This window comes from Paenibacillus sp. oral taxon 786 str. D14, assembly GCF_000159955.1.
In the GTDB taxonomy this organism is placed as follows: domain Bacteria; phylum Bacillota; class Bacilli; order Paenibacillales; family Paenibacillaceae; genus Fontibacillus; species Fontibacillus phoenicis.
Genome location: NZ_GG695997.1, coordinates 34893 through 50586, shown reverse-complemented (window position 1 = coordinate 50586; position 15694 = coordinate 34893). Strand labels below are relative to the sequence as shown.

Below are 15694 nucleotides of genomic sequence, written 5' to 3'. Positions count from 1 at the left end.
ACAAAGGGAAATATCCGGGAAATAAGCAAATAACGTCATTACGGTCCGTTAGCCGCAGGCTGGCGGGCGAATGTGTGGCCGACTGATGTATGGCTAGCGGGCGAATGCTTGGCCGACCGTTGGGTGGCCGGTTAGCGAATGTGCGGCCGGTATATGAGTGCCATCGTATGCTTAGCCGGGCATATGCTTCGTCGGTGCATGCTTAGCGTGCGTTGCCCGGTTGCTCTCTATGCCTGGCTGGCGCACGCCTTGGCCGGTCTATACTTGGCTCAGCGTATGCTCAGCCGACGTATGCTCAGCCGACGTATGCTCAGCCAGCGTATGCTCAGCCAGCATATGCACCGCTGGCCCTTTACATCGCCGGCAGCGTCACCCTGAAGGTTGCGCCTTGGCCTGGCTCACTGTGAACCTCGATCGTGCCGCCATGCGCTTCAACGATCGCTTGCGAGATGGACAGGCCCAGCCCGGCTCCGCCCTGTTTGCGCGTGCGGGAGGCGTCGATGCGGTAAAACCGCTCGAACACATGCGGCAAATGCTCGGGGGCAATGCCGGGCCCGTTATCCCGCACATCCAGTTCAGCCTGACGGGGGTGAGCCGACAAGCGCACCGCGATGGTCCCTTGCTGCGGGTCGGTATGCTGAACGGCGTTGTGGAACAGGTTCAACACCACTTGCTTGATTTTGTCCCGGTCGCACATCGCGGTCAGCCCTGGCTGCAGGTCGAACAGGACCTCGCGCTCCCCGGCCAGCATCCGCAGATGCGGCTCCATCTCCGCGATCACTTTATCCAAGCGTACCTGGGTGCGCTGGACGACTGGCGTGCGGTCGAGCTTGGCGAGCGTCAGCAAATCCTCGACCAGCTTCTTCATCCGCTGCGCTTCGCCCAGCATGCTGTTCAGCGCGGTATGCAGCTGCTCCGGCCGGTTGGCGGCTCCCCGCAGCAGCACCTCCAGGAAGCCGTGGATCGAGGTCAGCGGTGTCCGCAGCTCGTGGGAAGCGTCCGCGACGAACCGGCGCATCTGCTCCTTCGCTTCACGCTCGGCCTCAAACGATTCCTCGAGCCGCTCCAGCATTCCATTAAAGGAAGCGCCCAGCCGATCAATTTCCGATTGTCCGGATGCCGCCGTGAACCGGTTGCTGAGATTCCCGGCATTGGTATCCTCTACGATGCGCACCATTTGATTAAGCGGCGTTAACGCCTGGCGCAAAATCGGCAGATACAGCGCCAGTCCGCCGGCCAATGCCAGAAGTGAGAGGCCGACAAACGTCAGCAGCTGACGCATCACGACTTCGCGTAACGGTGCGGTATAAGTGCCCATTTGGACGAGCCAGGCACGTTCGCCTTGTTCTCCGGGCAACCCAACCAAACGAAAGACCACCAGCTGTTCCTTCCCGTCCTGATCCTCGATGACGCGGTAGCCTTCCGATCCCGGCTGACTCTCTTCGAACAATGCGGCGTATTCCGCATCGGACAGCTGAGGGGCAGGGGCGCCGGATTCAGCGTTCAGATCGATAAAATCATGATCGCTGTTGATGATGGCGAGCGAGGCGCCGGGGATAAACAACTGCGGAGGACGACCATCAGTTCCTTCTCCGCCGATGCCCCCGCCGCCAGGCGCGCTCCCGTTCATCCCGGCCTCAGCCCCGACTCCAGCGCCATCCCCCCCCGGCTTCGGGGGTCCCCAGTGTTCGATCGGCTGGCCTGCCTTCATAAAGACATCCCGAAGCGGGCCGCGCATTTGGGATACCATGGTTTCGGCTTGGTTTTTGTATAGGAAGTCTTTCATGATGACGTACTGAAATACGCCAATCAGAATTAATAGAGCGGCTAACAGAAAAAGGGATCTAGAGAGCAGCTGAAAGCGCAGTGAGCTTGGGGAGATCAGGCTGCGAAGTCCGCGGATCCATCGCTTCCCGGCGGCGGTAATCCCGCCAGTCCGTGCCCGGCTTCTGCCGGCAAGGCGCTTCATGGCAGATCTACGCGGTAGCCCGCACCGCGCAGCGTTCGGATTAACCGGTGCTCCCGGTCATTTAATTTTTCGCGCAGGGACCGGATATAGACCTCCACGATATTTTCCTCGCCCCCAAAGTCATAACCCCACACTTTATCCAAAATCGTCGTTTTGCTTAAGACGATGCCATGGTTCAGGATCAAATATTTCAGCAGCTCATATTCGGTGGGAGATAATTCCAACACCTGATCCAAATAGGCAATTTCCTTGCGGCGATCGTCCAGTCGGAAGGGGCCAATCACCACTTCACCAAACAGGGCCGGAAACTGATTGCGCAGGCGCGCACCGATCCGAGCGAGCAACTCCTCGAAGCTGAACGGCTTCACGACGTAATCGTCGGCGCCAATCGTCAGCCCCTTCACTCGATCTTCGACTTCGTCCTTGGCCGTCAGCATAATGATGGATACATTCTCCCCGTTCTTTCGCAGCAACCGGCACACTTCAAAGCCATCCATTCCCGGCATCATCACATCCAGTACGATCACATGCGGCTGAAATTCGGCGGCGATGGCGACAGCGGTCATCCCGTCTCCGGCGGTGCGGACCTCAAATCCTTCATTTTGCAGCCCCAATTCAAGGAACTGGACGATATGCGGTTCATCATCCACCAGCAAGATTTTTGCCCCTTTAACTTGTTTCATTGAAAAATATCCCCCTTGCACCTATCCATGCGTGTCCATTCTGATGATTCTATTATGCGCGATGATGCTGAACATTTGCTGAATGCCGACTGAAGGCGGACTGAAGGCCCAACTGAGCGCCATTCCAAGCAAGAATAAGCTGAAGCATTAAACTTGATCGTACCCGGTTTGATAGGAGAAGTAAACTCACTGGATCACGTCCGGATAACGGACCAGGCTTGGACGAGAGTCTTGCTTGCCGCTCCGCTAATAAGCTATACTTTTGACATGAAGTCATGCTAAAGGGGAGTAATGAGATGGAAAAAGTATTGATTTTCGGTCATAAAAATCCCGACACGGACACGATTTGTTCGGCAATCGCTTACGCCGACCTGAAGTCCAAGCTGGGCTGGAACGTTGAGCCTGTACGCCTGGGCGATGTAAACGGGGAGACGGCGTTCGCATTGGAACGCTTTGGCTTCGAAGCGCCGCGTTTGGTTGAGACCGTGGCGAACGAAGCGAAAGAAGTCATTCTGGTCGACCATAACGAACGTCAACAAAGCGCTTCCGATATTGAGCAAGTGCGTGTTGTGGAAGTGATCGACCATCACCGGATCGCCAACTTCGAGACAAGCGGACCGCTGTACTACCGGGCTGAACCGGTTGGCTGCACCGCAACGATCCTGAATAAAATGTATAAAGAAAACGGCATCGCCGTCCCAGCCAACATCGCCGGCTTGATGCTGTCCGCAATCATTTCCGACTCGCTGCTCTTCAAATCGCCAACCTGCACTGAGCAAGACGTAGCTGCGGCACGGGAGCTGGCTGAAATCGCCGGCGTCAACGCGGAAGAGTACGGATTGGACATGCTGAAAGCAGGGGCCGACCTCAGCGATAAGACGATTGAGCAGTTGATTTCCCTGGACGCCAAAGAATTCGACATGGGCGGAGCTAAAGTTGAAATCGCCCAAGTGAACGCGGTGGACGTCAACGACGTCTTGTCCCGTCAAAGTGAAATTGAGGCAGCCCTGAACGGGATCATCGCCAACAAAGGACTGGACCTGTTCCTGTTTGTCGTGACCGACATCCTGAACAACGACTCCGTGGGCTTGGCGCTGGGTAAAGCAGCCGATGCCGTCGAGCAAGCCTACAACGTGAAGCTCGTTGACAACAAAGCCGTACTGAAAGGCGTTGTATCCCGCAAATCGCAAATCGTGCCAGTCTTGACGGATATCTTCAATAAACGTTAATTCGCACGATCCTGATCGAACGTGTGGGCTTGTCCACCCCGTCAGGACATTAAGATAGAACGCCAAAAAGGCTGCTTGCCGGACTAGAAATCCAGGCAAGCAGCCTTTCTATCGTTTAGAGGAGGTGAAACCGCTCCAATTGATCCCAGAGCCCTTCTTCCTGCAACACTTCCCGCTGCTTCGGCCCGATTAGGTCGAAATGAGGGAACGGAGAGCGTTGATGAATGTAACGGGCGGGAAGGCCATGGGCCTCGCACCAAGCTCGGAGCCGCTCCAAGTTGGAGCAACCCACTTTGGTGACGGTCTTGGCATCCGGAAACCGCGGGTCCAGCCAATAGTGGGTCAGAAAACCAATTTCTCCGCTAGCCACCTTTCGCTTCCATGCCTCCAATTCCTCTCGCGACACGCCAAAAGCCACAGCTTCCCACCTCCTTCAAATTTAGTTATGAATCCCTCTCCACAAAAAGCTAACGATCGCTTCGGCCGCCTGCTCCGCTGACGGAAGCAGCTTATTTTTGTCGGCGTATTGACGTTCTCCTACCCGCAGCATCGAAACGTACAGATGGGCGGCCAGGTTTGGGTCGCTGCAGACGATCTCTCCTTGCTTGGCAGCTTGGGCGAACCCTTCGCGAAGCGTTTCGTACAGATCGTTTTCGTGGCGGATCAAAGTTTCCTGCTGCTCACCGGACAAATGATGCTGGATGCTGCGGAACATTTCGTCCATGTGAACCTGGGGAATCCTTAAATAGTTAATGGTAATTTTCAGCAATCTTTCCCGAAATGTCCCGGGCTCCTCCAATAGCTGCCGGATGCGTCCATTCACCCGGGCGAGCGTCGTCGCGACAGAGGCCACGAACAAATCCTGTTTGGTTGGATAATAGTAATAAACGGTAGCTTTGGTGATCCCGCAATGCTCGGCAACCTGATTCATGGATACGGACTTATAGCCCTTTTCCATAAATAGAAGCGACGCAGAACGCAGGATCTGCTCGGACGTCGCCAGGGCGTCGGGCTGCTGGACGGGCCGTCCCAAGGCTTTTTTATGTGGCAGGGTCAACCGTGATCACCTCGAGCAACTTGTACTGAGCCCATATTATATCATATTTTCCGTTTGATAATTAACCTTCCGGTATATATAATTAATGATCAGAGTGATGTTTATCACCTCATGTTAGCAAACAAGAAAAGGGAGATGGAGACTTCAATGGACATGCTGCTTGGCAAAGCGGCCTTCTGGCCGTCCAAGAAGGGGCAGCTTGAACCAGAGCCGGTGAAAGGCGCAGGCCAATAATCGAAATATCTCTAATTAAAGCACTTGGAGTTCCGCCGGGGCAAGCGGGGCTTCGGGTGCTATTTTTTTGCAAGAAACAGATTACATATTTCCCGCTTGCCGGCCGCAGAATACGTGGATGCAGAACTGTTGAAATAAAACGAGGGAGACAAGAACATGGCCAAGGCGCAAAACGGAGAGGGGAAAAAAGGCGATCTACGCTGGTGGCAGCTCTCCTTGCTGGGGGTGGCATCAACCATCGGCACCGGGTATTTCCTTGGATCGGGGATCGGGATCCGCATGGCGGGGCCATCCATTCTGATCGCGTTCCTGCTGGCTGCGGCCGGGACTTATACGGTATTTGAGGTCTTAGCCCGCATGACCGCGGACCAGCCGGAGCAGGGCTCCTTCCGTTCCTATGCGAAGCGGGCCTTTGGGCGCTGGGCGGGCTTCGGCAGCGGCTGGGTGTATTGGAGCTCGGAGCTGCTGATCATGGGCAGCCAACTGACGGCATTATCGCTATTCTCGCGTTTTTGGTTCCCCGGCGTGCCGATGTGGATGTTTGCGATTGGATATGCCGTATTAGGGCTGGGCGTGATTTTGCTTGGCAATAAGGTGTTTGATTCGATGGAAAATGTGCTGTCGGTGATCAAAATCGCTGCCATCCTTATGTTCCTGGGGGTGGCCGCTGCCGCGCTGATGGGCTGGATTCAGGGAGGCGGCGGGAGAGCGCCGGAATTTCCGCAAACGGTCAAGTCCTTCTTTCCAACGGGAGGGATGGGCTTGTGGTCGGGATTTATTTTTGCGTTTTACGCCTTTGGCGGGATCGAGGTAATGGGCATAATGGCGATTCGGCTGCGTGATCCGAAGGAAGCTCCGAAATCCGGTACGATCATGCTGCTGTTGCTCTCGGTGGTGTACTTGCTGTCGATTGGGCTTGCCGTCACTTTGGTGGCCTGGAACACCTTCGACCCGAAACGCAGTCCATTCGTAACGGCCCTCGCCCAATATCCGCTGCCGTTTATCTCCCATGTGTTTAACGGCGTGCTGATCGTAGCCGGCTTCTCTACGATGGTCGCTTCCTTGTATGCGGTGACGACGATGCTGGTTACGCTCGCGAAGGACAAGGATGCGCCGCCGTTATTCGCACGGAAAGGCTGGCGGGAGCGGCCGTTGTTTGCCATTGGCCTCACGGCCGCCGGACTTGCAGCTTCCGTGGTGATGTCCTTTGTCATGCCGGGGCGCATATACGAGTACATTACGACATCGGCCGGATTGCTGCTGCTTTATAACTGGTTTTTTATTCTGGTGACATCGGGTAAGCTGCTCAAGCTTAGCGGGTTTGGGCAAGTCAAACGGTGGGGCGGCATGGTGCTAATCGCGATCGCGGTGTCGGGGACTTTGTTCCATGACACGAGCCGGCCGGGATTCTGGGGAAGCCTGGCGTTTGTTGGCGTCATCGGGATCGTGACCTTCATTATGCAGCTGGTCGTCTGGAAGCCGAAGAAACAGGCCAAGCGGCGGGGCCGCCCAGCCAAATCGATGGTACTGCGTCCAAAACGGACGACGTGATCGAAGGGAGCTTGACTTACCATCGTTGCGCGAGCAGTAAAAAGGCTTGATATCCAAAATAAAGCCCAAACCCAATGAGGGACAGGCCGGACAATATCGATATCAGCATCAGGACCCGGTTCGTTAGCAGCTTGCGGAACACGCTGGCAAATCCGGCCATCGTGAAATCCCATACCAACAGTCCGACAATAATAGCGCTGCTGTTGATGATCAAGTCATGAGTCCGCATATGAGCTGCGGCTTGAGCTAATACCGAACCGTATATCCCCAGCCAGAATAAGATGGACAGCGGGTTGCTGACGGACATGAGAAATCCGGACAGGAGCGACTTCCGAAGCGGCTCGCTGCCTCTCATCCCCCCGTCGGGGATTTTGCCGGCTTGCTTCAGACTGTCGATGCCGATATAGGTGAGTACGAAGAACCCAAATAACCAGAGGAAGCTTTTCATAAACGGAGTGTTCAAGAAGTGCACCACCCCAAAATAAACGAGCAGCATGTACAGCAGGTCGGCGGATAGGGCGCCAAGGCCAACAAACCAGGCGTGCAGGAAGCCGCCGCGGATGCCTTTATCCAATTGGGCGGCGTTCACCGGGCCGATGGGGGCGGATAAAGATAAGCCAAGTAGCACATAGCTAAAAAAGCTGTTCATTGCTTAAACCTCCAAAAGTCAGAAATGATAACTTTGCTTGTACAGCATATTCAGGGAGGCACGCTTGTACGACTTCAAAAAATAGGAAGAAACCTCTTGCAAAACTAAAGGGTTTAGCTTAAATTAAAACTAAAGGTTTTAGTTTTTTTGGGAGAGAGAGGCGATTTAGCGATGAGAATTACGGAATACGGGAAGTTAATCCAACTGTCTTTTTTACCCCGGTTTTTTCCGGTCAATTGTTATCTGGTCGAGGAAGAGGATGGCGTCACATTAATCGATGCAGCTTTGCCGTATAGCGCCAAAGGAATCTTGAAAGCTGTGGAAGAGATCGGTAAGCCGCTGACGCGGATCGTGCTGACTCATGTCCATGACGACCACGTTGGCGCGCTGGATGCCTTAAAAGCGCAGCTTCCTGAAGTTCCGGTCTACGTATCCGCCCGCGATGCGCGCTTGATGGAGGGCGACGTGTCGCTTGACCCGGGGGAGCCGACTTCGCCCATCCGCGGCGGGGTGCCGAAGAAGCTGGTGACCCGCGCCGACGTTACGTTTACCGATGGGGAGCGCATCGGTTCGCTGCTGGCCGTGGCGGCGCCGGGCCATACGCCGGGTTCCTTTGCGCTGCTTGATACGCGCAGCGGCGCACTGATCGCCGGCGATGCCTTCCAAACCCGTGCAGGCATTGCCGTGAGCGGCACCGTGCGCCCGCTGTTTCCGTTCCCGGCCCTTGCCACCTGGCATAAGGAAACCGCGCTCGCCAGCGCACGCAAGCTGGCCGGCCTGAACCCTTCGCTGCTGGCGGTAGGGCACGGGCCGGTGCTGAAGCAGCCGGCGGCAGCCATCGCCAAAGCGATTGCGGCGGCCGAGCGGGCATTAGGCAAGGCACCGGCTGCAAACGCGGCGGCCGTGACTCACCGGAAGGAGGATTCCCATGTCGCCGAGAATGGGAATTGACAGCACAGCGGTGCTGATGGCCGCTGTGGACGTTGCTAATGCGGAGGGGCTGGAGGCGGTGACGATTACTTCCATTGCCAAGAAGCTGGGCATCCGGCCGCCTTCCCTCTATAACCATGTCAGCGGTCTGGAGCAAATTCGGGTGGAATTGGCCAAATACGCGCTGGACCAGTTATATGAGCATATTTCCGCCGCTGTCGGTGATCGGGCAGGAGAGGCTGCGATCCGCGAGTTCGCTAACGCTTATCTCGAATTTGCTCATGCCTATCCCGGATTGTACGATGCGGCGCAAGCGGCGCCGGGGCCTGAACATCCTGCGCTGCAGGAAGCCGGCGGGCGCTTGGTGGATTTGATCCTGCGATACCTCGGCAGTTACCCGCTCACGGAGGAGCAAGCTTTGCATGCGGTTCGCGGGTTGCGGAGTTTGATTCACGGCTTTGCCTCGCTGGAATTGCGTGGAGCATTTGGTCTTCCGCTGGAGCTAAAGGACAGCCTGGCGTTTAATCTCGGCTTGTTCCTTCGCGGATTGGAGCAGGTTACGTAGTCACCTGGCGGTGAGATGGTTCTTCTGCCCAGCGTAAGAGGCGCTGTGAAGCGGGGCCGGCGATTCCGATTGACAATGATTTTTCGACTATGATACTTTAGGCTTGAACGAAGAGGAACGCAGGAAACCGAGGTGAAGCATCCGTGGGGAAGAAGAAAGGACGTTCCGTACCAAGCGCGCCAGCTAATGCGGCGGCAGACAAACCGGCCACGCTGAAGGATCTTCTTGGCCAGGATACGCTGGCGAAGCTGAAGGCGCAAGCTGAAGAACTGAAGAAGGAAGAGGAACGCCGCCAGGAGGAGGCCCGCATCCGCAAGGAGGAAGCGCGCCGGGCGGAGCAGAAACGGCTCGACAACGATTTCGAGCATCTGCTGAATACAAGTAATCTGGATTGGCACAAGTTTAAATAATGCGTCACGGATGAAGTGGCGATGGATAGACGATAATGAACGGCCAGATGACAGCCATATGCCAGCAAAGAGATAGCCATAAGTTCGGCATAAGATTGGCCATAAGACAGCAACGGCAATGCGGCTCCTGAAAGCGGGAGCTTTTATTTTTGTGCATAGAGTTAAGGAGGTGACGGATGATGGAGAGTATCGGGGCGTGGGTCGTCTTTTTCTTGGTGATCGTGGCGCTGGGGTTGTTTAACCGGAGGTTCAAATATTCGGCCAAGGTTCGGGAATCCTATGAAGAGCTGACCTCGCTGGCGGAGCGGACCCGCAAAGGACGGACGACCAAGGCGGATCTGGCGCGGTGGGATGCCGCTTTGGCGCGGCTGGAGAAGTACCCAAGCGAATACAATAAGCTCGATCAGGAGATTGGCTTGCGCAAGGCGTATGTCCACTATTTGGAGCAGCATTATCCGGAAGACGAGCGGCTTCCGGAACTGCGTGAAGCGGCCGGGTTCCAGAAGAATTCCGTCTGGGGGATTAAAATCAAATCTTGATTTTGACAGGTCCATCGGGGCGTGATACCATGGGGGAGTCCAAAACTTTTGACATTTTGGTGGTGCCGATGAACAATAAGATCAAGCAATTCCGGAAGCGGCTGGGCTTAACCCAGAATGAGCTGGCCGCGGAATGCGGCGTCACGCGCCAAACGATCAATTGCGTGGAGAACAACCGGTACGACCCGACGCTGGAGCTGGCTTTCAAGCTTGCGAAAATTTTGCAGACGAAGGTGGATGAACTGTTTATTTATGAGTAAATTCAACCGCAATTACATCATTACGATGGATGATATTGTAAGAGAAGGGGATCCTATTCTCAGAGTGGTGACGGAGCCGGTCAGCATCCCCCCAACCGAGGAAGACCGCGAGGAAATGGCGGCGATGCTGCAATTTCTGAAGAACAGCCAGGATCCCGAGATGTCGAAGAAATACAAGCTGCGGGCGGGCGTGGGGTTGTCGGCGAATCAGATCGGACTGAACAAGCGGATGTTCGCAGCTCTGCTGATGGACGAGAACGGCAAGGATCGGCCGCTCGCTTTGTACAATCCGAAGATCATCAGCCATTCTCAGGCGATGACGTATTTGCCGGAGAGCGAGGGCTGCCTGTCGGTCGACCGGACGGTGCAGGGCTTCGTTCCACGCTACGAGAAGGTCCAAGTGAAGGCATACGATGATGAGGGCAACGAGATCAAGCTTCGGTTCAAAGGCTTTGACGCAATCGTGATGCAACATGAGATCGATCATCTAAACGGTATCATGTTTTATGATCATATCAATCCGGAGCATCCGTTTAAGCTGCCGAGCGGTGTGCCGATTTCCAGTTTATATTAATGCCTCATCCCAGCTTGAAGAAAGCCTGCAAAAGTGCAGGAATTATCACCGGATTCCCGCATTTCGCCGGAAAAAGATGCAAAAATACAGGTATTTTTCTGCGATATCTGGAAATCGAGCAGTTTCTCAAATTAAACCTGTATTTTTGCAGGCTTTCCCTGATTAAGCCAAGTTTTTAGAAAAAATACCTGCACTTTTGCAGGCATTCACGCATGCAGTTCATTATCTTAAAATCACGAACGGAGGAATTCCTTTGTCAACTCAATCCCAATCCATTACTGCTATGATCGATCATACGCTGCTCAAGGCGGACGCCGGACGCGCCGCCATTATTAAATTAGCGGAGGAAGCCAAGCAATACGGCTTCGCTTCCGTATGCGTTAACCCGACCTGGGTCAAGACCGCAGCGGAGGTTCTGAAAGACTCCCCGGTAAAGGTGTGCACCGTCATCGGCTTCCCGCTGGGCGCCTCGGCGCCGGAAGTGAAGGCGTTTGAAGCGTCTCATGCGATTGCCGAAGGCGCGGGCGAAGTCGATATGGTCATCAACATCGGCGCGCTCAAGGACGGCGACGACGGGCTGGTTCTCCGCGATATCGCCGGGGTTGTTCAGGCCGCGGCAGGCAAAGCGCTGGTGAAGGTCATTATCGAGACCTGCCTGCTCACCGACGAGGAAATCGTGCGGGCCTGCAAGCTGTCCGTGGAAGCCGGAGCGGATTTCGTCAAAACGTCGACCGGGTTCTCCACCGGCGGGGCTACCGTCGAAGCGGTGGAGCTGATGCGCAAAACGGTAGGTCCAAACGTTGGCGTGAAGGCGTCCGGCGGCGTGCGCACGCTGGCTGATGCCGAAGCGATGATCAAGGCGGGGGCAACGCGCCTTGGCACCAGTGCCGGCGTGGCCATCGCCCAAGGTCAAAGCGGCCAAAACGACTACTAAAATCAAGTGACATGAGGGAGAAACAGGGTGCTATTCCAGAGCGGTTGTGGAAATAGTACCCTTTTTTTCATTTCATCCAGACTTTTTATGTCCCCTTTCCGTTACAGCTACAGATGTCTCCCGCGGAAGGCATAACTTGATAAAATGTTCGGAAAAGAGGAACCGTATGATACCAATTGATCATTTATCCCCAAAATACACGCGCGGCGGCTTCGCGCTGCACGATGTCACCTTAACGCTAAACGAAGGGATGGTGGGCCTCCTGGGTCCCAACGGCGCAGGGAAATCTTCGCTGATGCGCAATTTGGCCACGCTGATGCCGCCCACTTCGGGCGATCGACCAATTGCGGTTGAAGCCGGGGATCACTTTGCGCTTATTTGAACCGGTATGCCGAAGGGCGAACGGTCATCACGGCGGTCCATGAGCTGAGCGAATGGGAGGAAGCGGCCGATCATGTGCTGTGGCTGGATCGGGGGAAGGTGCGCTTTTACGGAGGGAAAACATCCTGGATGGCAGACCCCTACCGGGTGTGGCAGGGGACGCTGACGCGCGAGCAATTTGATCAGTGTCCGGAGGCCGGGTTGATCGAGTTTCGGGAAACGCCGGAAGGAATCTATGCCAAGCTGGTTGGCGAAGCCCCCCTCTTTCCGGGGCTCCGCGAAGGTGAGCCAACGTTCGAGGATGCTTATTTTATCCGGAAATATCAACGGGTTTATCTCAATCTAAATAATTCATATAAAAATTATTGGATTTCCTATTTTCAAATCACACGAGATGTGAGAGAATATGAAAAAACATTCTTGGTTTATCATTATTTCGATGATTTGAAGGAGGAATTATCCATGTCTGAAGAGCGTCAATATGCCCCAGAAACGCTGGCGATTCACGCCGGCCAGGAGATCGATCCCACTACATACTCCCGGGCGGTCCCGCTGTACCAAACGACGTCGTATGGTTTTCGCGACACCGAGCATGCGGCGAATCTGTTTGGCTTGAAGGAATTCGGCAATATTTATTCCCGGATCATGAACCCAACCAATGACGTGTTCGAGAAGCGTGTAGCTGCGTTGGAAGGCGGCGTCGGGGCATTGGCGACGGCATCGGGTCAGGCGGCGGTCACTTTCTCCATCTTAAATATTGCCGGGGCGGGTGACGAAATCGTCTCCTCCACCTCGTTGTACGGCGGTACCTATAATCTGTTTTCCACAACGTTGCCTAAGCTTGGTGTGCACGTGAAGTTCGTGGATTCCTCGAATCCGGAAAACTTTCGCGCAGCGATCACGGACAAGACGAAGGCGCTTTACGCTGAGACGATCGGCAACCCGAAGGGTGACGTGCTGGACATCGAAGCGGTCGCGGCGATTGCACATGAGCATGGGATTCCGTTGATCGTCGACAATACGTTCCCAAGCCCGTATTTGCTGCGTCCGATCGATTTTGGCGCGGACATCGTCGTGCATTCGGCAACGAAGTTTATCGGCGGGCACGGTACTTCGATCGGCGGTATCATCGTTGACAGCGGTAAATTCGACTGGGCTGCCAGCGGGAAATTCCCGGGCCTGACCGAGCCGGATCCAAGCTACCACGGCGTTGTATATACGCAAGCAGTCGGTCCGCTCGCTTACATCATCAAGGCCCGCGTTCAGCTGCAGCGCGATCTTGGCGCTTCGTTGTCGCCGTTTAACGCGTGGCTGCTGCTGCAAGGGCTGGAGACGTTGCATCTGCGCGTGGAACGCCACAGCCAGAACGCCCTGAAAGTGGCGCAATATCTGGAAGCGCATGAGCTGGTAGAATGGGTCAGCTACGCGGGATTGCCAAGCCACCCATCCTATGAACTGGCGCAAAAATACTTGCCAAAAGGCCAAGGCGCCATCCTCACGTTTGAAATTCGCGGCGGCGTGGAAGCCGGTCGCAAGCTAATCAATAGCGTGAAGCTGTTCTCGCATTTGGCCAATGTCGGCGATTCCAAGTCGTTAATCATTCATCCGGCCAGCACCACGCACCAACAGTTAACGGAAGCGGAACAATTGGCCGCCGGCGTCACGCCGGGGTTAATCCGCTTGTCCGTAGGGACGGAGTCGATCGACGACATCCTGTATGATTTGGAGCAGGCGATCGCTGCCAGCCAGGCCTAATAGCATTTATACCGAATTTATACTGAAGCCGCTGAATCGGAGGACCATGTTTGTCCGTCCGGTCAGCGGTTTTTTTCGTGTGCGGACAGGGGCTGATGCCGATGTGGGTCTGAAGTTGCGGTCAGCAGGTATTTACAAAATGGAAAAATAAGCATACAATAAAGCCAAAAGTTTCACTAAACCAAAATTATTGTCCTAATTCAACAATGATTATCGTTCTCATTTGTGAGCTGCTCCGGGAAGATCCCGGGGCAGCTTGCGCCATTTTTAGGGGGTTAACAATAATATTCATTCTCAGCTTACCCCCACTTACAAGGAGGAGCTTATTATGGAAGTCGTCCATAGAAGAACATTGCCAGAAGTGAATCAAGCAGCCCATCAACCCAACCCGGGCGGGAAGCGGCGGTTGGATTGGAAGCGGCTCTTCAGCCACCGGGAGTTGCTGCTCGCCTTGGTCAGCGGCGGGTTAATGCTTACCGCATGGGCCTGGGGGATGCAAGGGACGATGCCTTGGATCTCAATGGCGCTGTATATTGCGGCCTATACGGTCGGGGGATATGTGAAAGCCCGGGAAGGCTTGATCACTTTAATCAAAGAGCGGGATTTGGATGTTAATTTGCTGATGATCGCGGCGGCGCTTGGGGCAGCCTCCATCGGCTATTGGAACGAAGGGGCGATGCTGATCTTTATCTTTGCATTAAGTGGCGCCTTGGAATCGTTCGCCAGCGAACGGAGCCGGAAGGACATCTCGGCGCTGATCGCGATGAAGCCGGAAACCGCGCTTCGCGTTGGCGAAGATGGGATGGAGCTGGTGCCGGTGGAGGCGCTGGCCGTGGGCGACCTGCTGCTGGTGAAGCCAGGGGAGGTGATCCCGGCCGACGGGATCATCCGCACCGGAAGCTCTGCGGTAAATCAATCGGCAATCACCGGAGAATCGATCCCGGTGGATAAACAGCCGGGGGATGGGGTGTATGCCGGAACGATCAATGGAGAAGGGGCGATTTATGTGGAGGTGTCCAGCCCGGCGGAAGGCACCTTGTTCGCCAAGATCATCACCCTTGTGGAGCAGGCTCAGCAGGAGGTGCCGGGGACGCAGCGGTTTATTAAGCGGCTTGAAGGCATTTACGCCAAGACAATTGTGGCCGCAACGCTGGCCCTCATCCTGCTCACGCCGTGGCTGCTTGGCTGGAGCTGGTCGTTCGCCTTTTACAAGGCGATGGTGTTTCTTGTAGTAGCTTCACCGTGCGCGATTGTATCGTCGGTGATGCCGGCCATGCTCTCGGCGATGTCGAAGAGCGCCCGCAAAGGCGTGCTGTTCAAGGGCGGAGCCCATATGGACCATCTGGGCAGCATTCGGGTCGTCGCGTTTGATAAAACCGGGACGCTGACGGAAGGCTCGCCGGTGGTGACCGGGCTGTACACCATCGAAGGCGTTGACCCGCGGGAGGTGCTGGCTGCCTGCGCTGCGGCGGAGAGCCTGTCGGAGCATCCGCTGGCTCAAGCGATCGTACGCAAGGCGCAAGCCGCAGGGCTGCCGATCGACGGGGCCGAGGAGCTGCGGGCGCTTCCGGGCTGGGGCATCGAAGCGAAGGTCAGCGGCGCGGCGTGGCGCATCGGCAAGGCGGACGATGGCGACTCGATGCTACCGGGGCCGCTGGCTGAGCAGCTTCGCCGATGGATCGCCGAGGGGCACACCGTCTCCGTCGTTCAGCGGGACGATGCCTACGTCGGCCTCATCGCGCTCCGCGACGAGGTTCGCCCGCAGGCCAAGGCAGCCATCGCCCGGCTGCACGAGCTGGGTGTCGCCGTCGCGATGTTGACCGGCGACCGCAGCGTGACCGCACACGCGCTGGCCAAGGAGATCGGCGTCGACCTCGTGTACGCCGATCTGCTCCCGCAAGAGAAGGTCGCGCATGTCAAGGCGCTGCGGGAGCGCTATGGCAGCGTCGCGATGGTCGGCGACGGCGTCAACGA

The 15694-nt window shown here is 55.9% G+C and carries 17 protein-coding genes; 12 read left to right on the top strand and 5 right to left on the bottom strand.

Going from position 1 to position 15694, the window contains the following annotated elements:
* Positions 1 to 352 precede the first annotated feature (352 nt).
* Positions 353 to 1969, bottom strand: coding sequence for a sensor histidine kinase (locus tag POTG_RS21135; RefSeq protein ID WP_009226883.1), 1617 nt, complete (start codon positions 1967 to 1969; stop codon positions 353 to 355).
* A complete protein-coding gene (locus POTG_RS21130) occupies positions 1966 to 2652 on the bottom strand; it encodes a response regulator transcription factor (RefSeq protein WP_009226882.1) in 687 nt (228 codons plus the stop codon). The genes POTG_RS21135 and POTG_RS21130 overlap by 4 nt, the downstream gene beginning before the upstream one ends.
* A gap of 296 nt (positions 2653 to 2948) precedes the next feature.
* Here POTG_RS21130 and POTG_RS21125 point away from each other — a divergent pair, with 296 nt between their 5' ends.
* The gene (locus POTG_RS21125; RefSeq protein ID WP_009226881.1) at positions 2949 to 3881 is read left to right on the top strand and encodes a manganese-dependent inorganic pyrophosphatase; all 933 of its coding nucleotides are present in this window, start codon (positions 2949 to 2951) and stop codon (positions 3879 to 3881) included.
* A 115-nt stretch (positions 3882 to 3996) separates the two neighbouring features.
* On the opposite strand, the gene POTG_RS21120 is transcribed toward POTG_RS21125, so the two are convergent.
* Together POTG_RS21120 and POTG_RS21115 are read right to left on the bottom strand one after the other, a co-directional pair.
* Complete coding sequence (locus POTG_RS21120; RefSeq protein WP_009226880.1) at positions 3997 to 4299, bottom strand: hypothetical protein; 303 nt, start codon at positions 4297 to 4299, stop codon at positions 3997 to 3999.
* 21 nt (positions 4300 to 4320) lie between these two features.
* Complete coding sequence (locus POTG_RS21115; RefSeq protein ID WP_009226879.1) at positions 4321 to 4938, bottom strand: TetR/AcrR family transcriptional regulator; 618 nt, start codon at positions 4936 to 4938, stop codon at positions 4321 to 4323.
* Between the two features lie 390 nt (positions 4939 to 5328).
* Between POTG_RS21115 and POTG_RS21110 the strand changes: the two genes are divergently transcribed.
* Positions 5329 to 6723 carry an amino acid permease gene (locus POTG_RS21110; RefSeq protein ID WP_009226878.1) on the top strand — a complete coding sequence of 465 codons (1395 nt, stop codon included), beginning with the start codon at positions 5329 to 5331 and terminating at the stop codon, positions 6721 to 6723.
* Between the two features lie 16 nt (positions 6724 to 6739).
* Here the strand turns inward: POTG_RS21110 and POTG_RS21105 are convergent, their stop codons facing one another.
* Complete coding sequence (locus tag POTG_RS21105) at positions 6740 to 7372, bottom strand: LysE family transporter (protein WP_009226877.1); 633 nt, start codon at positions 7370 to 7372, stop codon at positions 6740 to 6742.
* A gap of 171 nt (positions 7373 to 7543) precedes the next feature.
* On the opposite strand from POTG_RS21105, the gene POTG_RS21100 reads away from it, so the two are divergent.
* From POTG_RS21100 to POTG_RS21055, 10 genes are all read left to right on the top strand, one after another.
* Positions 7544 to 8323, top strand: coding sequence for an MBL fold metallo-hydrolase (locus POTG_RS21100; protein WP_009226876.1), 780 nt, complete (start codon positions 7544 to 7546; stop codon positions 8321 to 8323).
* Positions 8301 to 8867 carry a TetR/AcrR family transcriptional regulator gene (locus POTG_RS21095; protein WP_009226875.1) on the top strand — a complete coding sequence of 189 codons (567 nt, stop codon included), beginning with the start codon at positions 8301 to 8303 and terminating at the stop codon, positions 8865 to 8867. The genes POTG_RS21100 and POTG_RS21095 overlap by 23 nt, the downstream gene beginning before the upstream one ends.
* A 143-nt stretch (positions 8868 to 9010) precedes the next feature.
* The gene (locus tag POTG_RS21090) at positions 9011 to 9277 is read left to right on the top strand and encodes a YqkE family protein (protein WP_009226874.1); all 267 of its coding nucleotides are present in this window, start codon (positions 9011 to 9013) and stop codon (positions 9275 to 9277) included.
* 176 nt (positions 9278 to 9453) lie between these two features.
* On the top strand, positions 9454 to 9816 hold the full coding sequence (locus POTG_RS21085) for a hypothetical protein (protein WP_009226873.1): 363 nt from the start codon (positions 9454 to 9456) through the stop codon (positions 9814 to 9816).
* Positions 9817 to 9884: 68 nt separating this feature from the next.
* Positions 9885 to 10076: a helix-turn-helix transcriptional regulator gene (locus tag POTG_RS21080; protein WP_036646556.1), complete on the top strand. Its 192-nt coding sequence runs from the start codon at positions 9885 to 9887 to the stop codon at positions 10074 to 10076.
* Entirely contained in the window at positions 10069 to 10650 is a 582-nt protein-coding gene (gene def / locus POTG_RS21075; protein ID WP_009226871.1) for a peptide deformylase, read from the top strand. Before POTG_RS21080 ends, def begins: the two co-directional genes overlap by 8 nt.
* 283 nt (positions 10651 to 10933) lie before the next feature.
* Positions 10934 to 11584 carry a deoxyribose-phosphate aldolase gene (deoC, locus tag POTG_RS21070; RefSeq protein WP_036646551.1) on the top strand — a complete coding sequence of 217 codons (651 nt, stop codon included), beginning with the start codon at positions 10934 to 10936 and terminating at the stop codon, positions 11582 to 11584.
* 166 nt (positions 11585 to 11750) lie between these two features.
* On the top strand, positions 11751 to 11966 hold the full coding sequence (locus POTG_RS21065; RefSeq protein WP_009226869.1) for an ATP-binding cassette domain-containing protein: 216 nt from the start codon (positions 11751 to 11753) through the stop codon (positions 11964 to 11966).
* Between the two features lie 461 nt (positions 11967 to 12427).
* Complete coding sequence (locus POTG_RS21060) at positions 12428 to 13720, top strand: homocysteine synthase (RefSeq protein ID WP_009226868.1); 1293 nt, start codon at positions 12428 to 12430, stop codon at positions 13718 to 13720.
* Between the two features lie 328 nt (positions 13721 to 14048).
* A partial coding sequence (locus POTG_RS21055) for a heavy metal translocating P-type ATPase (RefSeq protein WP_009226867.1) occupies positions 14049 to 15694 on the top strand: 1646 nt, incomplete at its 3' end.